General features: G+C 71.0%; 19 protein-coding genes. 14 read left to right on the top strand and 5 right to left on the bottom strand.

Translation table 11 applies throughout. The features are described from left to right. The first annotated feature begins 1 nt into the window (after position 1). Entirely contained in the window at positions 2–805 is an 804-nt protein-coding gene (gene truA / locus AW273_RS03430; RefSeq protein ID WP_062345448.1) for a tRNA pseudouridine(38-40) synthase TruA, read from the top strand. On the opposite strand, the gene AW273_RS39020 is transcribed toward truA, so the two are convergent. The 3 genes from AW273_RS39020 to AW273_RS03415 all read right to left on the bottom strand — a co-directional run bounded on the left by AW273_RS39020 (position 795) and on the right by AW273_RS03415 (position 4,739). Beyond that, on the bottom strand, positions 795–3,320 hold the full coding sequence (locus AW273_RS39020) for a hypothetical protein (protein WP_062345032.1): 2,526 nt from the start codon (positions 3,318–3,320) through the stop codon (positions 795–797). The genes truA and AW273_RS39020 overlap by 11 nt on opposite strands. 61 nt (positions 3,321–3,381) lie before the next feature. After that, on the bottom strand, positions 3,382–4,101 hold the full coding sequence (locus AW273_RS03420; RefSeq protein ID WP_062345030.1) for a hypothetical protein: 720 nt from the start codon (positions 4,099–4,101) through the stop codon (positions 3,382–3,384). Between the two features lie 26 nt (positions 4,102–4,127). Continuing rightward, positions 4,128–4,739: a CAP domain-containing protein gene (locus tag AW273_RS03415; RefSeq protein WP_062345028.1), complete on the bottom strand. Its 612-nt coding sequence runs from the start codon at positions 4,737–4,739 to the stop codon at positions 4,128–4,130. 368 nt (positions 4,740–5,107) lie between these two features. Between AW273_RS03415 and rplM the strand changes: the two genes are divergently transcribed. Genes rplM through glmM form a run of 3 tightly spaced genes read left to right on the top strand, consistent with a single transcriptional unit; the run spans position 5,108 to position 7,436 of the window. Further along, positions 5,108–5,551 (top strand): 50S ribosomal protein L13, encoded by a 444-nt coding sequence (gene rplM, locus AW273_RS03410; RefSeq protein ID WP_062345026.1) that lies wholly within the window; start codon positions 5,108–5,110, stop codon positions 5,549–5,551. Positions 5,552–5,581: 30 nt separating this feature from the next. Further along, the gene (gene rpsI / locus AW273_RS03405; RefSeq protein WP_030451466.1) at positions 5,582–6,103 is read left to right on the top strand and encodes a 30S ribosomal protein S9; all 522 of its coding nucleotides are present in this window, start codon (positions 5,582–5,584) and stop codon (positions 6,101–6,103) included. A gap of 1 nt (position 6,104) precedes the next feature. Beyond that, the gene (gene glmM, locus AW273_RS03400; RefSeq protein WP_062345024.1) at positions 6,105–7,436 is read left to right on the top strand and encodes a phosphoglucosamine mutase; all 1,332 of its coding nucleotides are present in this window, start codon (positions 6,105–6,107) and stop codon (positions 7,434–7,436) included. Between the two features lie 34 nt (positions 7,437–7,470). Here the strand turns inward: glmM and AW273_RS03395 are convergent, their stop codons facing one another. Both AW273_RS03395 and glmS read right to left on the bottom strand, forming a co-directional pair. Beyond that, a complete protein-coding gene (locus AW273_RS03395) occupies positions 7,471–8,877 on the bottom strand; it encodes a PhoX family protein (protein ID WP_062345021.1) in 1,407 nt (468 codons plus the stop codon). A 41-nt stretch (positions 8,878–8,918) separates the two neighbouring features. Continuing rightward, complete coding sequence (glmS, locus tag AW273_RS03390; protein WP_062345018.1) at positions 8,919–10,754, bottom strand: glutamine--fructose-6-phosphate transaminase (isomerizing); 1,836 nt, start codon at positions 10,752–10,754, stop codon at positions 8,919–8,921. A 93-nt stretch (positions 10,755–10,847) separates the two neighbouring features. On the opposite strand from glmS, the gene coaA reads away from it, so the two are divergent. The 10 genes from coaA (at position 10,848) to AW273_RS03340 (ending at position 20,477) form a co-directional block, all read left to right on the top strand. Then, the gene (gene coaA, locus AW273_RS03385) at positions 10,848–11,771 is read left to right on the top strand and encodes a type I pantothenate kinase (RefSeq protein ID WP_083949503.1); all 924 of its coding nucleotides are present in this window, start codon (positions 10,848–10,850) and stop codon (positions 11,769–11,771) included. Positions 11,772–11,901: 130 nt separating this feature from the next. Then, positions 11,902–12,858: a DUF389 domain-containing protein gene (locus AW273_RS03380; protein ID WP_062345017.1), complete on the top strand. Its 957-nt coding sequence runs from the start codon at positions 11,902–11,904 to the stop codon at positions 12,856–12,858. A 53-nt stretch (positions 12,859–12,911) separates the two neighbouring features. Further along, the gene (locus AW273_RS03375; protein ID WP_062345016.1) at positions 12,912–13,802 is read left to right on the top strand and encodes an ABC transporter ATP-binding protein; all 891 of its coding nucleotides are present in this window, start codon (positions 12,912–12,914) and stop codon (positions 13,800–13,802) included. Beyond that, on the top strand, positions 13,799–14,665 hold the full coding sequence (locus AW273_RS03370; RefSeq protein ID WP_062345015.1) for an ABC transporter permease subunit: 867 nt from the start codon (positions 13,799–13,801) through the stop codon (positions 14,663–14,665). Before AW273_RS03375 ends, AW273_RS03370 begins: the two co-directional genes overlap by 4 nt. Further along, positions 14,662–15,570 carry an ABC transporter ATP-binding protein gene (locus AW273_RS03365; RefSeq protein ID WP_062345014.1) on the top strand — a complete coding sequence of 303 codons (909 nt, stop codon included), beginning with the start codon at positions 14,662–14,664 and terminating at the stop codon, positions 15,568–15,570. Before AW273_RS03370 ends, AW273_RS03365 begins: the two co-directional genes overlap by 4 nt. Beyond that, entirely contained in the window at positions 15,567–16,283 is a 717-nt protein-coding gene (locus AW273_RS03360) for an ABC transporter permease (protein WP_062345012.1), read from the top strand. The genes AW273_RS03365 and AW273_RS03360 overlap by 4 nt, the downstream gene beginning before the upstream one ends. After that, the gene (locus AW273_RS03355; RefSeq protein WP_062345010.1) at positions 16,280–16,738 is read left to right on the top strand and encodes a holo-ACP synthase; all 459 of its coding nucleotides are present in this window, start codon (positions 16,280–16,282) and stop codon (positions 16,736–16,738) included. Before AW273_RS03360 ends, AW273_RS03355 begins: the two co-directional genes overlap by 4 nt. Before the next feature lie 105 nt (positions 16,739–16,843). Continuing rightward, entirely contained in the window at positions 16,844–18,304 is a 1,461-nt protein-coding gene (locus tag AW273_RS03350) for a bifunctional ADP-dependent NAD(P)H-hydrate dehydratase/NAD(P)H-hydrate epimerase (RefSeq protein WP_062345007.1), read from the top strand. Beyond that, positions 18,301–19,428, top strand: a complete 1,128-nt coding sequence (gene alr, locus AW273_RS03345) for an alanine racemase (protein WP_062345005.1) — start codon at positions 18,301–18,303, stop codon at positions 19,426–19,428. Before AW273_RS03350 ends, alr begins: the two co-directional genes overlap by 4 nt. Next, positions 19,425–20,477 carry an alpha/beta fold hydrolase gene (locus AW273_RS03340; RefSeq protein ID WP_062345003.1) on the top strand — a complete coding sequence of 351 codons (1,053 nt, stop codon included), beginning with the start codon at positions 19,425–19,427 and terminating at the stop codon, positions 20,475–20,477. The genes alr and AW273_RS03340 overlap by 4 nt, the downstream gene beginning before the upstream one ends. Positions 20,478–20,493 lie beyond the last annotated feature (16 nt).

Raw genomic sequence — 20,493 nt, 5'->3', positions numbered from 1 at the left:
GATGCGGCTGCGGCTCGATCTGGGATATGACGGGACCGACTTCTCGGGCTGGGCCAAGCAGCCCGGCAGGCGTACCGTCCAGGGAGAGCTCGAAGCCGCCCTGGGCCGCATCCTGCGCCTGCCCGAACCCCCGTCCCTGACCGTGGCGGGCCGCACCGACGCGGGCGTGCACGCGCGGGGCCAGGTCGCCCACGTCGACCTGGCCGACGACATCGAGGGGCCCGCCATGCTGCTGCGGCGGCTGGCGGGGGTGCTGCCTCCCGACGTGCGGGTGAACCGCGTCAGCGTCGCCCCTCCCGGTTTCGACGCCCGCTTCTCGGCCCTTTCCCGCCGGTACGGCTACCGCGTGAGCGACAACGCCGGGGGAGTCGACCCGCTGCGGCGCAAGGACGTCCTCTGGTATCAGCGCCCCCTCGACGTCGGCCTGCTGAACGCCGGTTCGGCGGCACTGCTCGGCGAACACGACTTCGCGGCGTTCTGCAAGAAGCGCGAGGGCGCGACCACGATCCGCGAACTCCAGCGGTTGTCGTGGGAGCGCGGCGAGACGTTCCTGACGGCGACGGTGGTCGCGGATGCCTTCTGCCACTCGATGGTCCGGGCGCTGGTGGGGTCGCTGCTGATGGTCGGCGACGGGCGGCAGCCCATCGAATGGCCGGGCGAGGTGCTCCGCCGCGCGGTGCGCGACTCTGGCGTGCACGTGGCGCCGGCGGTCGGGCTGACCCTGGAGGAGGTCAGCTACCCGGCCGACGCCGAACTCGCGGGACGGGCGGAGATGACCCGCCGGGTGCGCACGCTCAGCTCGTGACGCGCTTCTCGATGATCTCGGCCGTCTGGTCGCGGAAGGCGCCGCTGACCGGGCCGAGGTCCTTCTCCTTCTCGCCCGGGGTGTGGCCGTCGGCGTAGGTGGCGTAGCTGAAGACGATGTAGCGGCCCCAGACCATGCCGGCGGCGTAGCCGCCGCTGATGGCGACCCGGTCGGCGCCCGAGTCGGGGTCGCCGTTGAGGCCGCGGAACCACAGGTTGCTGCCGAGGTTCTTGGTCTGGTCGACGGCCAGGGCCGCGTCCTTGGTGGGGAGGACGGCGATGCCGGTGGTGACGGCGTACTGCTTCTTGCCGTCGACGTAGGTCGCGCGGAGCACCCGGCGGCAGTCGTTCTCCGTCAGGGACTTGGCGAACGCGCCGGCGGCGGCCGAGGCGCAGTCGTCGGTGATGTTGACCTTGACGCGTTTGAAGGTGCGGCCGTTCACGCTGACCTTCTCGTCGGGGAAGGCCTCGTTGAGGGTCAGCTTGCGGGGGTCGGTTGCCTCCGAGTCGAGCATCGCCGCCTCGACCGTCGGGGCGGGCTCGGCCTCGCCGCCGGGGGCCGCCGGGGCGTTGGTGACCGGGGGAGCCGCGACCTCGCCGACCGGCTCCTCCTCGCCCGAGTAGGCCATGTAGGCCGACGCCCCGATGGCCGCGATGACGACGAGGGCGCCGCCGGCCATCAGCACCTTCTTGGCGCCGCCGCCCTTCTTCTTGGCGGGCACCTCGATGATCGGGGCGGCCTCGGCCGGGCGGTAGCCCTTGGGCAGCGGCGGATGGACGATCCCCTCGGCCACCGGCGCGGCGCCCAGGCTCTCGAACCCTCGCCCCGGGGACGCCGGTGCGGCCGGCGGCACGGGGGGAGTGAACAGGTTCTCCTGCGTCTGCTCCGGCTTGGGGTCGACCTTCTGCAACGGCATCTCCGGATCGGTGGGGACGTCGGCCGCGGTGCCGTTCACCGCGGCGGATGAATGCTGGGCCTCCTGGAAGGCCGGTTGCTCCTCGCGGGGGATCGTCGTCTCGGCGGGCTCCTCGCCGGGGATCGCGGCCGACGGCCACGGGGTGCCGGTGTCGCTGGCCCACTGCTGCGCGGGCGGCCACGGCGTCGCCTCGGGGCGGTCGCCCGGGACGGTGGCCACCCCCGTGTCGGCCTCGGCGGGCGCCTCGGCCGGGTGGGCGGCCGCGGGCCAGTGACGCGGGTAGACGGGCGGGTCGTCGTGGGACTCGACCGGCTCGGCGGGGGCGGCGGATTCCTCGCCCGGCAGACGCGGCGGCCAGACGGCGATGTCACCCGGCTCACCCGGGCGCTCGGTCTCGGCGGCGGGCCACTCGGGGAGCGGGGGGAGACCGGAGGCGGTGGCGTCGACGGCCGCGGGCTCCTCCACCGGCGCCGGCGGCTCCGCGGTGGGCACGGTGGGCGCGGCGGGCGCGGCGGGCCACCCGGGCCACTGCTGCGCCGGAGCGGGCGGCCACGAACCGGCCTTGCCGTGGTCGCGGGTCTCCTCGGTCTCGGGGTCGTAGGCGGGGACCGGCCAGGCCGCGTCGCGGTCGCGGGTCTCCTCGGTGTCAGGGGAGTAGACGGGGGGCGGCCAGGCCTCCCGGGTGTCCTGGGTGTCGATGTCGCCTTCCGGGACGGGCGCCCAGGCGGCCCGGGTGTCGTCTTCCTGCGGCGGTTGCCAGGCGGCGCGGGAGTCGCGCGTCTCCTCGGTTCCCGGGTCGTAGACGGGGGCGGGCCAGGCCGAGCGGGTGTGGCCCTGTTCCTCGGGTGGCGCGGGGGCGGGCCAGGCGGCTTGGGGGTCGCGGGTTTCCTCGGTTCCCTGCCAGGCCGAGCGGGTGTGGCCCTGTTCCTCGGGAGGCGCGGGGGTAGGCCAGGCGGCCTTGGGGTCGAGGGTCTCCTCGGTTCCCTGCCAGGCCGAGCCGGTGTCGCCCTGTTCGTCGGGAGGCACGGGGGCGGGCCAGGCGGCCCTGGGGTCCCGTGTTTCCTCCGTCTGCGGGTCGTAGGCCGGCCAGGCCGGCTGGATCTCCGGCTCGGGGGCGGCGGGGATCGGCCAGGGGGCCCTCGGGTCGCGGGTCTCCTCGGTCTGCGGATCGTAGGCCGGAGGAGGCCAGGCAGAGGGCTGGACGGGATCGGCGGAGGCCTTCGGGAAGCCGAAGTGGCCCGCCGGGGGAGCCTCGGGGGTGTGCTCGGTCACCGGCGCGGGCGGTTGCCACGAGCGGGGCGTCGGCCAGGTCGAGCCGGGTTCGTCGGAGCGTTCCGCGTCTTCGGGGGCGAACCAGCCGCCGGATTCCGCGGGCTCGCGAGCCGGGGCCGGAGGCCACGTCGGGGGCTCGGCGGGCCGGGCGGCGGGAGCGGGTGGCCACTCCGGCTGGGCAGGGCGGGTCGTCGGGACGGCGAACCAGCCGTTGCCGGAGCCCTCTCCGGGCTGCGGGTAGTTCTCGTCACGAGCCGACTGCCCGAAACTGGGCGGGGGCACCTTGCCCTCGTGGTCGTGCTCGGAGGCGGAATCCTGGCCACGCATACCCGGAAGCGTATCGGCGCACGCGAGATCGTCGTGCCGCTATGGGCGTTTCCGCATCGGGCTAGCCTCGGCCACCCCGCACTGACCTGGTGTCGAGCGCGGTGAACACGGTGGCGTCGGTGATGTCGACGGCCGCCTGGTATAGGCGCTTGAGCTCGGCTTTCTTCGGTTCGTGGCCGTCTTTGAACTGGAACCAGAGCAGAATCGCATAATGCCCGTGGGTCCAGCCCCCGGCATAGGCCTCGCCGTCGCCGAGCTCCTTGGTGTGGTCGTCGTCGCCCGCGAGGGGCTTGAGGTAGTCCTTGCGCTCCTTGCCCGCCCCGGCCCCGGCGACGGTCTTGGCGCCCTTGCTGGTCTTCAGGTTGGCGACGCCGACGGTGCCGATCACGGTGCCCTTGGCGTCGTGGAAGCTGGCGCGGGCGAGCTGGTTGCAGCCGGCCGACTTCAGGGCCTTCTGCAGCTTCTCGCCGGTGACCGCGTTCTTGCAGTCCTTCTTCTCCATCTCGCGGACGGTCATCTTGTAGGACCTGCCGTTGCTCTTGAAGCGGCTCCGGCCGAAGATCTCGTTCAGGGTGAGCGGATCGGGGTCGGTCTCGCGCGCGGCGGCGTACCCGAACGTGCCTCCGGGGGCGACGGGCAGGCTCGGCTTGGGCGCGGCCGAAGTGGTGGCGGCGGGCGGGGCGGCGCCGTCGGAGCAGCCGGTGACGAGGCCGACGACCAGGGTGGCGACCAGACCGGCGGGGACGGCGCCGGCGAACCGGCGTCTGGCGGGGGAACCCATGACCTTGAGATTAACCGCAGACCGGGTCAGGAATACCCGAAGTCCTGCGTCCACCACGGCCCGCCGGGTTCGAGGGTGACGCCGACCCCGGTCACGGTGAGCTGGCAGTTGAGGATGTTGCGCCGGTGGGAGGGGCTGTTGAGCCAGCTCTTCACCGCGTCGGCGGCGTTCCGGTAGCCCTTGGCGATGTTCTCGGCGCCGCCCAGCCGGTAGCCGGCGCGGGTCATGCGGTCCCAGGGGCTCGCGCCGTCGGGCGACTCGTGGACGAACTTCCCGGTCGCCGCCATCTCGGCCGAGTGTTGCCGGGCCGAGGCCACCAGCCGGTGGTCGATCCGCAGCTTGGGGCAGCCGGCGTTGACGCGGGCCTCGTTGACGAAGAACACCACGTTCGCTTCGAGCTCGGCCACGTGGCTGCTGACCGGGGGCAGCCTGGTGCCTGCTTCGCCGCGGGTGGAGGGGGCCACCGACTCCTCGCCGCCCACGGGAGCGACCGGGACCAGCCCGGGCCGGTTGCGGGGCGGCGGCGACGGGGTCGCCTTGGCGGCCGGCTGGTTGTCGCGCAGGTAGACCTCGCTGGAGCCGTTGCCCAGCACGGTGATCCTGCCGATCACGATGCCGAGGACCAGGACCGCCAGCACGCATGCCAGAACGCCCAGCAGCGTCCCGCGTCGGGCGCTTGGCTGGGAATGCCGGTTGTGAGGGTTCTGCCACATACCGCAGCCAAATATAGGGATCCGAGAGCCTGTTGAAAATGAGAATGGAGAGACCGGATGGGTACCGGACCCGCAGATCAGGGCAGCGGAGTAAGCGCTCCGTTTTGGACCGTTGCGTTTTGCTCAAGTCAACGGCACCGGGTATGGTGGTGGATCGTTGTGTGTGCTTCAGTCCTTCGCTGACTGAACACGGCGCGTCCGGCGTCATCTCCCGTATGTGTGGAGACGGATGGTTGTGCCGCCGTGTGCCCGCGCGACCTCCGACTGTTCACCATTCGACAGAAGGCACTGCCGTGCGCACGTTCACCCCGAAGCCCAACGACGTCGAGCGTCAGTGGTACGTCATCGACGCCACCGACGTCGTGCTCGGCCGGCTGGCCAGCCACGTCGCGGTCCTGCTCCGTGGCAAGCACAAGCCGATCTTCGCGAACCACGTCGACACCGGCGACTTCGTGATCATCGTCAACGCCGACAAGATCGCTCTGTCCGGCAACAAGCTGGAGCAGAAGAAGGCCTACCGCCACTCCGGCTACCCGGGCGGTCTGCGCTCGGTCACCTATGGCGAGCTGATGGAGAAGCGTCCCGACCGGGCCGTCGAGAAGGCCGTCAAGGGCATGCTGCCCAAGAACGCCCTCGGCCGGAAGATGGCCAAGAAGCTCAAGGTCTACGCCGGTCCGGAGCACCCGCACCAGGCGCAGAGCCCGGTGCCCTTCGAGATCACTCAGATCGCCCAGTAACGCCGAGCCAGAAAAGTTAAGAGGAGAACCGTGGCTGAGACCATCGGTACCGAGACGCTCGTCGAGGGCGACGTCGAGGAATTCGCGGGCGAGGAGTTCCCGTCCGAGTACACCACCGAGTCGGCCCCCGCCGCCGACGCCCCCGTGCGCAAGCCCGTCACCACGGGCAACTCGTACGGCACCGGCCGCCGCAAGGAGGCCGTGGCCCGGGTCCGGATCGTTCCGGGCACCGGCAAGTGGACGATCAACGGTCGTAGCATCGACGTCTACTTCCCGAACAAGGTCCACCAGCAGATCGTCAACGAGCCCTTCGTGGTGCTCGGCGCCGAGGAGCAGTTCGACGTCATCGCCCGCATCGACGGCGGCGGCGTGACCGGCCAGGCCGGCGCCCTGCGCATGGGCCTGTCCCGCGCGCTGGCGATCCTCGACGCGGAGACCAACCGGCCGCCGCTGAAGAAGGCCGGCTTCCTCACCCGTGACGCCCGCGCCACGGAGCGGAAGAAGTACGGCCTCAAGAAGGCCCGTAAGGCTCCGCAGTACAGCAAGCGTTAAGTTGGGCCGCCTCTTCGGCACCGACGGGGTACGTGGGGTCGCGGGTCGCGACCTCACCGCCGAGCTGGCCATGGACCTGTCCGTGGCCGCCGCGCACGTCCTGCGCGATGCCGGGAGGAGCCGCCCGCTCGCCGTCGTAGGCCGGGACCCGCGCGCTTCGGGGGAATTCCTCGAAGCCGCCGTGGTCGCCGGCCTCGCGTCGTCTGGCATGGACGTGCTCCGTCTCGGCGTGCTGCCCACCCCGGCGGTCGCTCATCTGACCCCTGAGCTGGGAGCCGACCTCGGTGTCATGCTCTCGGCCTCGCACAACCCGGCGCCCGACAACGGCATCAAGTTCCTCACCCGGCAGGGCTTCAAGCTGCCCGACGCGGTGGAGAACGAGATCGAGCGGCGTCTCGGGGAGAAGTGGGAACGTCCCGTCGGCGCGGCCGTTGGCCGGGTCCGGGAGGCGTACGGCGAGACCGAACGCTATGTCTCCCACGTCCTGAGCTCGTTGCCGCACCGTCTCGACGGTCTGCGGGTCGTCGTCGACTGCGCCCACGGCGCCGCCCACATGGTGGCTCCCGAGGCGCTGCTGCGCGCCGGGGCCGAGGTCGAGACGATCGGCACCGCCCCCGACGGCCTCAACATCAACGACGGCGTCGGCTCCACTCACCTGGGACCGCTGCGTGCGGCGGTGCTGGCGCGCGGGGCCGACGTGGGCATCGCCTACGACGGCGACGCCGACCGCTGCCTCGCGGTGACCGCCGACGGCGCCGAGATCGACGGCGACCAGATCATGGCGATCCTCGCGATGGAGATGCGCGCCGAGGGCCGCCTGGCCAAGGACACGGTCGTCGCCACGGTGATGTCCAACCTGGGCTTCAAGCTGGCCATGCGCGAAGCGGGGGTGACGGTCGTCGAGACGGCCGTCGGCGACCGCTACGTGCTGGAGCGCATGCGGGAGGACGGCTTCACCTTCGGCGGCGAGCAGTCCGGGCACGTCATCATGCTCGACCACGCCACCACCGGCGACGGCCTGCTGACCTCGCTCCACCTGCTCGCGGCGGTGGCCCGCTCCGGCAAGCCGCTGGCCGAGCTGGCCTCGGTGATGACGAAGCTGCCGCAGGTCCTCGTCAACGTGAAGAACGTCGACAAGAACCGCGCCGGCGAGGCCGCCCTGCTGGCGGCGGTCGCGCAGGCAGAGCTGGAGCTCGGCGACACCGGCCGGGTGCTGATCCGGCCGAGCGGCACCGAGCCGATGATCCGCGTCATGGTCGAGGCGGCCTCGCACGACCAGGCGACGGAGATGGCCGAACGACTGGCCGAGGTCGTCCGAGTCACCTGCGGATGAACTGGGCCATCAGGCGAGGGCGGTTTCTGATCTCTCAGAAGCCGCCCTTCTGCCATGGTCCCCAGATGGCGAACGACAGGCCCTGGGACGACTGCACGTTGACGTACAGGGTGTGACCACCCGGCCCGAACGAGGCCCCCGCGAACTCCGCGCCCCCGTCGGTGCTGATCAGCCGGGAGAAGTCGAAGATCTGGCCGCGCCGGGTGAGCCCGCGCAGGTAGTTGCCGCCGTCGCCGTCCTCGCAGAGGACCAGCGTGCCGTGGCTGCTCGTGGTGATGTTGTCGGGCAGGTCGAGCGCCAGCGACGAGGGCGACTCGTAGATCAGGCGCAGCCGTCCGGAGCGGGTGTCGTAGGCGAAGACCTGGCCCCGGCCCTTGCCGAACCCCGACGGCGGCGTCTCGCCGGGTGCGGTCGCGCCGCCCTGGGTGGAGACGAAGTAGATCACGCCGTCGTCGTACACGGCCCCTTCGAGGCGGGAGAACAGCGCCGCGCCCTTTTCGCGGCCCTGGGCGCCGACGTACTGGATGGCCTGGTCGTTGGTGGGTTTCACGGTGAAGGTGGGGTCGGGGTCGTCGATGTCGACCCAGGTGGTCTCCCACGTCGAGCCCGGCGCGAGCCCGACCGACAGGTCCTCGCGCGGGCTGCGCTTCACGGCGAGCATCTGGAGCCGGCCGCCGTCGAGGATCCGGCCCGCCCGTCCGGGGTGCCTGGGCGCGAGGTAGCGGTAGAAGCCCGACGGGAAGCCGAAGTTGTCCTCGGTGAGGTAGATCGCGCCGCTGCCCGGGTCGAAGGCCGCCGATTCGTGGGCGAACCGACCGGCCTTCCTGATGGGTGTACGGGATGCGTCCCGCCGCAGCGGCACCTCGAAGATGTAGCCGTGCTTCTGCTTGAGCAGCGTGTTGTCGGCGCCGGTGAAGTCGTTGCCGACGTCGGGCCCGTTGACGGTCTCCTCGCAGGTCACCCAGGCTCCCCACGGCATGGGGCCGCCGGAGCAGTTCATCTGGGTGCCGTTCAGCGACACGCCGGAGCTGACGACCTCGCCGAAGCGGGTGACGGTGAGCGTGGCGCAGCCGCCGCCGGCCGCCGGGTCGTAGGCGGCGGTCACGTCGCCGAAGGCCCCGACCGGGCCGTTGACCTCGTGGTTGCGCACCAGGATCGCGGTGCCGCGCGGCCCGGCGAAGGCGGCCATGCCGTCGTGGCGGCCCGGGGTGACGCCGCCCTGGGTGAAGTCGCTGCCCGCGGGGTTGAACGACCGGTAGGCGAATCCCTTCGGGAGTTCCAGGCGGACCACGCCGTCGCGCAGGTCGGCGACGGGGGCCAGCGGGCCGTAGTCGGCTCCGTGGACGCGGGTGGCGCGAGTGCCGGCCGCGGCGACTCCGGCGAAGGGGCCGCCTAAGAGGGCGACGCCGGCGCTGCCGGCGATGAACGAACGTCGATCCATGAGGGTCTCCCTGGTCACTCTTCGTTCATGTCACATTAATCTCATTCGACCGTCACGGACTTGGCGAGATTGCGGGGCTGGTCGACGTCCAGGCCCTTGGCGGTGGCCAGTTCGCACGCGAACACCTGGAGCGGGACCGTCGTGACCAGCGGCTGGAGGAGCGTCGGCACGGCCGGGACGCGGATCAGGGCGTCGGCGTAGGGTTCGACGGCCGTGTCGCCGTCCTCGCAGACCACGACGGTCATCGCGCCGCGGGCGCGGATCTCCTGGATGTTGGAGACGATCTTGCCGTGCAGGGTCGGTTCGCCTTTCGGCGACGGGACCACCACGACGACCGGCAGGCCCTCCTCGATCAGGGCGATCGGGCCGTGTTTCAGCTCCCCGGCCGCGAAGCCCTCGGCGTGCATGTACGCCAGCTCCTTGAGTTTCAGCGCGCCCTCCATGGCGACGGGGTAGCCGACGTGGCGTCCGAGGAACAACACGCAGCGCCGGTTCTTCAGGGTGCGGGCGAGTTCGCGTACCGGCTCGACGGTGGCCAGCACCGCCTCCACGTCGGCGGGGGCCTTCGACAGGCGGGCGAGGATGCCGGCGATCTCCTCCTCGGGTAGGGTCCGGCGGCGTTGTGCCAGGTAGAGGGCCATCAGGTAGCAGGCGACGAGCTGGGTCAGGAACGCCTTCGTCGAGGCGACCGCGATCTCCGGCCCGGCGTGGGTGTAGATCACCGCGTCGGCCTCGCGCGGGATGGTCGAGCCGTTCACGTTGCAGATGGCCAGGACGGCCGAGCCCTGTTCGCGGGCGTGCCGCAGCGCCATCAGGGTGTCCATGGTCTCGCCCGACTGGGAGATCACCACGATCAGCGTGCCGGAGCTCAGGATCGGGTCGCGGTAGCGGAACTCGCTGGCCAGTTCGACCTCGCAGGGCAACCCGGCCCAGCGTTCGACCGCGTGCTTGGCGATCAGCCCGGCGTGGTAGCTGGTGCCGCAGGCCACGATGACCATCTTGTCGACCGTGCCGAGCGGCAGCCTGACCTCGTCGAGGCGCAGGCGGCCCTGTTCGTCGACCCGGCCCAGCAGCGTGTCGGCGACCGCCCGGGGCTGCTCGGCGATCTCCTTGAGCATGAAATGGTCGTGGCCGCCCTTCTCGGCGGCCGTGGCGTCCCAGTCGACGACGAACTCGCGGCAGGAGACCGGGATGCCGTCGAAGTCGGTGATCGTCACGTCGTGGGCACGCAGTTCGACCACCTGGTCCTGGCCCAGTTCGATGGCGCGGCGGGTGTGCGCGATGAAGGCGGACACGTCGGAGCCGAGGAAGTTCTCCCCGACGCCCCGTCCGACGACCAGCGGCGAGTTGCGGCGGGCCCCGACGACCAGGTCGGGCTCGGCGGTGTCCACCGCGAGCAGGGTGAACGCGCCCTCCAGCCGCCGGCAGACGCGGCGCATGGCCTCGGCGAGGCCCGCGCCGGTGGCCCGTTCGTCCTCGATGAGGTGGGCGACGACCTCCGTGTCGGTGTCGGAGGCCAGGATGTGCCCTTTCCCGGCCAGGTCGGCCCTGAGGGCGGCGAAGTTCTCGATGATCCCGTTGTGGATGACGGCGACCTGCGCGGGACAGTCGGTGTGCGGGTGGGCGTTCTGGTCGGTCGGGGCCCCGTGGGTGGCCCAGCGGGTGTGGCCGATCCCGACGGTGGCCTCGACGAGCGAGGTCTCGGCCAGAGCGGCCCGGAGATTGGCGAGTTTCCCGGCCCTCTTCTGTACGCTCAGCTTCCCGTTGACCAGGGCGATCCCCGCCGAGTCGTAGCCCCGGTACTCCAACCGGGCCAGGCCGTCGACGACGACGTCGATGGCGAGACGTGATCCCACGTATCCGACGATCCCGCACATAGTTCGCCCCCAATCACGTATGGGACAGAACATTCCATTTCACCAGTCCTGGAAACTCCACCGGCGGTCAAGATCGGGGTAGGGTTGGGCGTCGTGGCGGATCGGGACGCGTACGTCGAGCTGAGCCGGGCCCAGTGGGGCGAGCTGCGGCGCAACACGCCGATGACGCTCACCGAGGCCGAGCTCGAAGAGCTCAGGGGGGTCGACGACCCCATCGATCTGGCCGAGGTGACCGATATCTACCTGCCGCTGACCCGGCTCCTGAACCTCCACTTCACCGGCGCCCGGCAGCGCGGGGCCGCCGTCAGCACCTTCCTCGGCGACGACGCCGCCCCGCCGCCCTACATCCTGGGCATCGCCGGCAGCGTCGCGGTCGGCAAGTCGACGACGGCGCGCCTGCTCCACACCCTGCTCGCCCGCTGGCCCGAGCACCCGCGCGTCGACCTGATCACCACCGACAGCTTCCTCTACCCGAACGCGGTCCTCGCCGAGCGCGACATCATGCACCGCAAGGGCTTCCCCGAGAGCTACGACCGCCGGGCCCTGGTCAAGTTCGTGGCCGACGTCAAGCGCGGCATGCCCGAGGTCCACGCCCCGGTCTACTCCCACCTCGAATACGACGTCGTGCCGGGCGCGCGGCAGGTGGTCAAGCGGCCCGACATCCTGATCGTCGAAGGCCTGAACGTCCTGCAGCCCGCGCCGCCCACGGCGCTGGCGGTCAACGACTACTTCGACTTCTCGATCTACGTCGACGCCCGCGTGGAAGACATCCGCGGCTGGTACGTCGACCGTTTCCACAAGCTCCGGCGCACCGCCTTCGCCGACCCGAAGTCCTACTTCAGGCACATCGCCGAGTTGTCGGAGGACGAGGCGACCGTCTTCGCGCGCAACGTGTGGCGCGACATCAACGAGCGCAACCTCGTGGAGAACATCGCCCCCACGCGGGGGCGGGCGGGACTCATCCTGCAGAAGGGGCCCGACCACTCGATCAGGAGGATCCGGTTGCGCCGGATCTGAACCCCGTCGTCGCCGCGCGGGGACGCCGGATATGCGCGGGTAAGCCGGTGTCCCCTCTTCTCGTGCGGGTTTTCCACAGGTTCCGCGAGATGCGAAACCGCGTTCGACGGCTGCGGCCATAATCGGTCGGGTGCTGCATATTCGGGTCATCAGCCCCGCCCCTGCCACCGACGCGGTCATGGGGTGCCTGGCGGAGGCGACGGGGGTCACCAACCTCGTGGTTCTCCCTGGCGTGGCGCGTTCTCCCGAGGGTGATCTCGTCGAGTTCGACGTCGCCCGGGAGGCCGCCAACGGGGTCATCGAGAGCCTGCGCGGGCTCGGGATCGAGACCAGCGGGTCGATCGCCGTCGAGAAGATCGACCTCGCCATCTCCGAGGCCGCCGACCGGGCCCGTGAGGAGGCGCCCGGTGAGAGCGACGACGCGGTGGTGTGGGAGGAACTCGCCGCGCGGGTGGCCGACGACAGCCGCATGACGTGGGCGTTCATCGTCTTCCTCGCCATCGCCGCGCAACTCGCCGCGATCGGGGTGCTGCTCAACTCGCCGATCCTGATCGTGGGGGCGATGGTGCTCGGGCCGGAGTTCGGGCCGATCGCGGCCGTCTGCTTCGGGCTCATGCAACGGGAGTACGGGCTGATCGGGGCCGCGGTCCGCAACCTGGTCATCGGGTTCGCCGCCGCCATCGCGGTCACGCTGGCGTGCGCGCTGGTGGCCCGGGGGCTCGGCTGGATCGAACCGGCCATGATCGCCGATGGGAACACCGAAGAGGTGAACTTCATCGTCAAGCCCGACCGGTGGTCGTTCATCGTGGCCCTGCTGGCCGGGGTGGCGGGGGTGTTGTCGATCACGGCCGGGAAGTCGTCGTCGCTGGTCGGTGTGTTCATCTCGGTCACCACCGTGCCGGCCGCCGGATACGCCGCCGTCGCGGTCGCCCTCGGCGAGTGGGCCGAGGTGGGCCACGCCGGGCTGCAACTCGGGGTGAACATCCTCGGCATGGTCATCGCGGGCACCCTCACCCTCATGGTCCAGCGGCTCCTCTGGGGGAAGTACGGCGAACGCGTCGGTCCGCGACCACGGTCTGACCGATGACTCGTTCTTATGGGCGACGACCCGTCGACAGGTGAAGGGGTACTGTCCCGATCATGACCATCCTCGCCACCGAGGCGCTCACCAAGCGATATCCCCGGGTCACCGCGCTCGACCAGCTCACGGTCGACGTCGGCACCGGGGTGACGGGGCTGGTGGGCGCCAACGGCGCGGGCAAGTCCACGCTGATCAAGATCCTTCTCGGGCTGGTCCCGGCGAGCGAGGGCTCGGCCCGGGTGCTCGGCCTCGACCCGGTCACGCAGGGGCAGGAGATCAGGCGTTCCGTCGGTTACATGCCGGAACACGACTGCCTGCCGCCCGACCAGTCCGCCACCGAGTTCATCGTCCACATGGCCCGGATGTCCGGCCTGCCGCGCATCGCCGCCCGTGAACGGGCCGCCGACACGCTGCGCCACGTCGGGCTCCAGGAGGAGCGCTACCGGCCGATCGGGGGCTACTCGACCGGCATGAAGCAGCGGGTCAAGCTGGCCCAGGCGCTCGTCCACGACCCCAAGGTGATCTTCCTCGACGAGCCGACCAACGGCCTCGACCCCCAGGGCCGCGACGAGATGCTGCGCCTGGTCCACCGGATCGGCACCGAGTTCGGCATCAGCGTCCTGGTCTGCTCCCACCTGCTGGGCGAGCTCGAACGCATCTGCGACCACGTGATCGTCATCGACGCCGGGCGGCTGCTGCGCTCCTCGGCGATCGGCGAGCTCACCCAGGCCTCGCAGGTGATCTCCGTGGAGGTCGAGGAGGGCCTGGAGAAGCTGGCCGCCCGGTTGACCGAGACGGGCGAGACCGTCGTCGTCGAGGGCCGCTCCCTGACGGTGCAGGTGCGCGCCGACGAGACCTACGACCTGCTCAGAGACGCGGTCGTCGACCTCGATCTCAACCTGGTCCGCCTGGAGCAGCGCCACGCCCGCATTGAGGATGTGTTTCGATGAGCCAGCCCACCGGCGTCATCCACGACATCGGTTACCGCCACTACGACGGGCCCCGGCTCGGGCGGGGCGCCGCCGCCGTCGCCCTCGGTGTGCACAGCCTGCGCGGCGCCTTCGGGCTCGGCCGCACGTTCAAGTCGAAGATCATGCCGTTCCTGCTGTTCGGGACCATGATGTTGCCGGCCGTGGTGTCGATCACGATCATGGCGCTGCTGAAGCAGGTGCCGATGGGCTACACCGACTACGCGGTCTTCATGCAGCCGGTCATCGCGATCTTCCTGGCCGCGCAGTCGCCCGTGCTCGTGGCGCCCGACCTGCGCCACCGGGTGATCCCGCTCTACCTGTCGCGGCCCATCACGATCGTCGACTACATCGGGGCCAAGCTCGTGGCGATGATCGCGGCGCTGCTGATCCTGATGGTCGTGCCGCTCACCGTGCAGTTCGCCGGCGAGTTGCTGATCGACCTGCCGATGCCGCTGCACACCCACGAATACCTGGCCGCGCTCGGCGGTTCGCTGCTCAACGCGGTGCTGCTGACGGCGATCGGGCTGACGCTGGCGTCGTTCACGCCGCGCCGGGGGCTCGGGGTCGCCTCGGTGATCGCGTTCTACATGTTCACGCTGGCCGCCTCGGCGGTGCTCACCGGGGTGCTGGAGAGCGAGGGCTACCGCGACGCGTCCTCGTGGAGCATCCTGCTCAACCCGTTCTTCCTGGTCAACGCCGTTCAGAGCAATCTGTTCGGGACCCAGCCCACCGAGGGTCTCCCCTTCCCGTCCGGGGCGGGTCCGGCGCTGATCCTCCTCGCCGTGGTGGCTTTGGCCGTGACCGGCCTCTACGCCCGTTACCGGAAGGCGCTGACCGCATGAGCGTGATCGAGATCCGGCAGGTCAGCCGCTGGTACGGTGACGTCGTCGCGGTAAACGACGTGACGATGACGATCGGCCCCGGCGTGACCGGCCTCCTCGGCCCCAACGGCGCCGGGAAGTCGACCCTGCTGCACCTGATGGCCGGTTTCCTCCAGCCGTCGGGCGGCACGGCCACCCTCGACGCCAAGCCGATCTGGAAGAACCAGGACGTCTACCGCACGATCGGCCTGGTGCCCGAGAAGGAGGGCGTCTACGGCTTCCTCACGGGCCGGCAGTTCGTGCAGTCGGCCGCCCGCCTCCACGGCCTCGGGATCGACGCGGCCGACCGGGCCATCGCCCAGGTCGACATGGCCGCCGCCCAGGATCGGCGGATCGAGACCTACTCCAAGGGCATGCGGCAGCGCATCAAGGTCGCCGGGGCGCTCGTCCACGAACCCTCGGTGCTGCTGCTCGACGAGCCGTTCAACGGCATGGACCCGCGCCAGCGGCTCCATCTGATGGACCTGGTCCGCGACCTCGGCGCGGCCGGCAAGACCATCGTGTTCAGCTCCCACATCCTCGAAGAGGTCGAACGGGTCGCCCAGCAGATCGAGGTCATGGTCGCCGGGCGGCACGCCGCCTCCGGCGACTACCGGGAGATCCGGCGGCGGATGACAGACCGGCCCCACCTGTTCCGGGTGCGCTCCTCCGACGACCGCCGGCTGGCGGCGGCGCTGATCGCCGACACCGCGTCGGGCGGGGTGTCGTTCACGCCGCAGGGCCTGGAGGTCCGCACCGTCGACTTCCGGCGCTTCACCCACCAGCTCCCGAGGCTCGCCCGCGACCTGGGCGTGCGCCTGTGGCAGGTGTCCCCGACCGACGAAGACCTGGAAAGCGTCTTCTCCTACCTGAGCGGCCGATCATGAACACCGTCGTCGCGTCCATCACCTACCGGGCCATGCTGGGCCGCAAGCGGATCTGGCTGCTGGCCCTGCTGCCCATCGCGCTGATCGCGTTCGCCCTCCTGTTCCGCTTCATCGGGGGCGGCGACGAGAGCGTCGCGGTGCGGCTCATGACCACCTTCGCCATCGGCACGATGTTGCCCCTGCTGGGCCTCATCGCCGGAACCGGCGTGATCGCGCCCGAGATCGAAGACGGCACGATCATCCACCTGTTGTCGAAGCCGATCTCCCGTCCGGTGATCGCGTTCACCAAGTTCGTCGTCGCGGCCTCGCTGATGGTGGGCTTCTCGGTGATCCCGACCTATGCGGCGGCCTACATCCTGATCGGCACCGAGTCGGGGATCGCCAGCGGTTTCGCCCTGGGCGCCCTGTTCGCCGGGATCGCCTACGCCGCCGTGTTCCTCCTCCTCGGAGTCGTCTCCCGGCACGCCGTCACCATCGGCGTGATCTACGCGCTGGTGTGGGAAGGCCTCATCGGGGGGTATGTGCCCGGAGCCCGGCGTTTCTCCATCCAGCAGTGGGCCCAGTCGATCGCCGACCAGGTGACGACCTCGGCCTTCCTGAAGTCGGAGGTGGCGCTGAGCTTCGCCGTCCCGGCCATGGTCATCGTCGTGGTGGGATCGGTGTTGTGGGCCGGTCAGCGGCTACGTGTGCTCTCACTCACGGGGGACGAGTGATCGTCGGTATCGGGGTCGACCTGGTGGACGTCGCGCGGTTCGCGGCCACCCTGGAACGCCGGCCCGCCCTGCGCGAACGCCTCTTCACCGAGGTCGAACTCCAGGGCCGCTCGGTCTCGACCGGGCTGGTCTCCGGCCAGGCCGGTGCCCTGTGCACCGGCCACGCCGGAGACGAACTCTGCGGCGAGACCTTCGCCGACGCGGGCCGCGAGGTCCCGGTGGCCTCCCTGGCGGCCCGCTTCGCCGCCAAGGAGGCGGTGGCGAAGTCGCTGGGCGGCCCGCCCGGCCTGGCCCACCGCGAGGCCGAGGTCGTCGTCGGCGACCACGGCCGGCCGGTGCTGACGGTCAGCGGCCGGGCCGGAGAGGTCGCCGGGGAACTCGGAGTGCGCAGGTGGCACCTGTCGCTCAGCCACGACGGGGGCTTCGCGGTCGCCTACGTGATCGCCGAGGGCTGATCGCCGCTCGTCCCCGGATCGCCGCTCAGGCGAAGCGCCGCGACGCCCGGAATTTCGCCATACGGGGTGGGTGATCGCAGGAGGCCCCGGGATAGCGTCGTCATCATGTGGACTGCTTTCACCAGCGATCAGGTCAGGCAGGCCGAGCACGCCCTGATGGCCCTCGTGCCCGACGGCGAGCTCATGCAGCGTGCCGCCGCCGGGCTCGCCGCCGTCTGCGCGCGGCTCCTGCCGGGCGTCTACGGCTCCCGGGTCGTCCTGCTCGTCGGAGGCGGGGACAACGGCGGGGACACCCTCTACGCCGGGGCGCGGCTCGCCGCGCGGGGCGCCCGGGTCGAGGCGGTGCTCGCGGGGAGCAGGACCCATGAAGGCGGCCTCGCGGCCCTGAAGAGGGCCGGTGGGCGGGTGATCGAGGCCGGAGAGGTCGGCGTGCCCGATCTGATCCTCGACGGGCTGCTCGGGATCGGCGGCAAGGGCGGTCTGCGGGAGCCCTATGCCACGCTCGCCCGGATCGCCGCGGAGTCGGGGGCCATGGTGGTGGCCGTCGACCTGCCGAGCGGGGTCGACTCCGGCACCGGCGAGGTCCCGGGAGAGGCGGTGAAGGCCCAGGTCACCGTCACGTTCGGGGCGCGGAAGGCCGGGCTGCTCGTCGACCCGGGAGCCCAACGGGCCGGGATCGTCGAACTGGTCGACATCGGGCTGACCGGCCACCTGCCGGAGCCGGAGATCACCGCGCTGACCGCCGCGGACGTGGCCGGGCTGCTGCCGGTGCCGGGGTTCGAGTCGGACAAGTACCGCCGGGGCGTCGTCGGCGTCCTGGCCGGGAGCGATCGGTTCGCGGGGGCGGCCGTCCTCGCGGTGGGCGGGGCCGTCAGGTCGGGGGCGGGGATGGTCCGGTTCGCCGGGCCGGAAGACGCCGTCCACCAGGTCAGGGCCCGGTGGCCCGAGGCCGTGACGACCATGTTGAGGGAGGATCCGGTCGAGGAGGCCGGGCGGGTCCAGGCGTGGGTGCTCGGCCCCGGCATGGGCACCGACGAGCGTGCCCAGCGGATCGCCGCCGAGGTGCTCGCCACCGGCCTGCCGGTGATCGTGGACGCCGACGCGCTCACCATCGTCGCGAAGAACCCCGAGCTGCTGCACCGCCAGGCCCCCACGCTGATCACTCCGCACGCCGGTGAGCTGGGCCGGATCCTGGGCGCCGACCCGAAGGACATCGAGGCCAGACGGATCGAGCACGTCCGCAGGGCGGTCGAGGAACTCCAGGTGACGGTTCTGCTCAAGGGGTCGACCACGGTGATCGCCGAGCGGGGCCGGCCGGTCAGGGTGAACATGACCGGCACCCCCTGGCTGGCCACGGCGGGCACCGGCGACGTCCTGTCCGGCATCTCGGGGACGCTGCTGGCCGCCGGACTGGCCCCCTACGACGCCGGGAGCGTGGCCGCTTTCCTCCACGGCCTGGCCGCCCGGAAGGCCGCCGAGGGCGGGCCGATCGCCGCACTCGATGTGGCCATCTCGTTGCCGGATGTGATCCGGCACCTCCGGACGGCTGCAAATATGGAGGCATGAGCAGCAGCTTCGTCACTCCTGCCGAGGCCACGGTCGACCTTTCGGCCATCCGTCACAACGCCGCCCTCCTCAAGGAGGCCGCCGGCGGGGCCGAGATGCTGGCGGCGGTCAAGGCCGACGCCTACGGCCACGGTCTGGTGCCGTGCGCGATGGCGGCCCTGGAGGGCGGGGCGTCCGGGCTGGGGGTCGCCACGGTCCGCGAGGCCGTCGCCCTCAGAGACGCCGGGGTCGTCGCGCCGGTGCTGGCCTGGCTGATCCCGCCGGGGGAGCCGCTCGACGAAGCCGTGGCCAAGGGCGTCGACCTCTCGGCCGGAGCGCCGTGGCTGATCGACGAGATCGCGGCCGCCGCACGGCGTACCGGAAGGACGGTGAACGTCCACCTCAAGGTCGACACGGGCATCTCCCGGGGCGGGGCGACCGCGGAGGCCTGGCCCGACCTGGTCGACGCGGCCCTGAAGGCGCAGGCCGAGGGCGTGATCGTGGTCGACGGGGTCTGGTCCCACTTCGCCTGCGCCGACATCCCCGGCCATCCGTCCATCGACAGGCAACTGGCCGCCTTCGACGAGGCGGCCGGAAGCCTGCCGGGCGTCCGGCGGCACATCGCCAACTCCGCCGCGATCGTCACCCTGCCCCAGGCCCGCTACGACCTGGTCAGGCCCGGCATCGCCCTCTACGGGCTGAGCCCGATCCCCGAGATGGGCGGCTTCGGCCTGCGGCCCGCCATGACCCTCACGGCCAGGCTCGCCCTCGTCAAGAAGGTCCCGAAGGGCACGGGGGTCTCCTACGGCCACCTCTACGTCACCGGCAGGGACACGACGCTTGGCCTGGTTCCGCTCGGGTACGCGGACGGAATCATGCGAAACGCCACCAACCGTGCCCAAGTCCTCGTCAACGACCAACGCTTCACCATCGCCGGACGCGTCTGCATGGATCAGTTCACCATCGACCTGGGTGACCACCCCGCCACAGAAGGGGACGAAGTTGTCCTTTTCGGCCCAGGCGATAGAAATGAACCCACATGTCAGGAATGGGCCGATTCCCTCGGCACGATCACTCATGAGATCGTGACCAGGATCGGCACCCGGGTGCCACGTGTGCACGTGCGGCAAGGAGATCGGGAATGACAGTACGGCGCACAGCCGGCATCGCGGGGATCGTGGTCGGCGCGGCCTCCGCGGGGGTGGCGGTGGCCGCCCTGGCCAAGCGCTACGCCGTGGGCCGCATCCGGTTGCGGCCCGACCTGGAGGCCAGCGAACCCTTCGGCGAACTCCACGGCACGACCGCCCAGGTCGTCACCTCCGACAACCTCACCATCACCGCCGAGGTCGACGGGCCGCCCGACGCCCCGCTGACCATCGTGCTCTGCCACGGCTACTGCCTGACCTCCGACTCCTGGCACTACCAGTGGCGGCTGCTGCGCGAGAAATACCGTGTGGTCGTCTGGGACCAGCGCTGCCACGGCCGGTCGGAGCGGGTGGTCGACGTCGACCAGTCGATCGACCGGCTGGGCGAAGACCTCGCGCAGGTGATCGACGACCTGGTGCCGGGGCCGTGCGTGCTGGTCGGCCATTCCATGGGCGGCATGACCATCATGGCGCTGGCCGACCGCCGGCCCGAGTTGTTCGGCGACAAGGTCAAGGGCGTCGCGCTCATCTCGACCTCCGCGGGTAAGCTGGCCGAGCTCAGCCTGGGCCTGCCCGCGCTGGCGGCCAAGCTGGTCCACAAGGCCACGCCGACGGCCGTCGCGGTCATGAAGAAGAAGGCCGCGCTGGTCGACCGGGGGCGTCAGGCCGGGAACGACATCGCGTTCCTGCTGCTGCGCCACCTCGGCTTCGGCGACTCCGGCCGGGTCAGCCCGACCCTGGTCGACTTCGCCGAGTCGATGATCCGGGCCACGCCCGCCGACGTGATCGCCGGTTTCTACCCGGCGCTCATGTCCCATGACAAGCTGAAGGCGCTCGACGTGCTCAACAAGGTGCCCACGTCGATCATCGTCGGCGACCGCGACTGGCTGACCCCGCCCGAGCACAGCAGGGCGATCGCGGCGGCCGTGCCGACGGCGACGCTGACCATGGTGACCGACAGTTCCCACCTGGTGCAGCTCGAGTGTCCGGGAATCGTGAACGATGCCCTGATCGACCTGATCGACCGGGCGGAACTGGGGGACAGGTGAAGGAGCCTGCGGCCAC

This window comes from Herbidospora yilanensis, from assembly GCF_001570565.1.
Lineage (GTDB): Bacteria > Actinomycetota > Actinomycetes > Streptosporangiales > Streptosporangiaceae > Herbidospora > Herbidospora yilanensis.
This window is presented reverse-complemented; position numbering and strand designations above follow the sequence as displayed.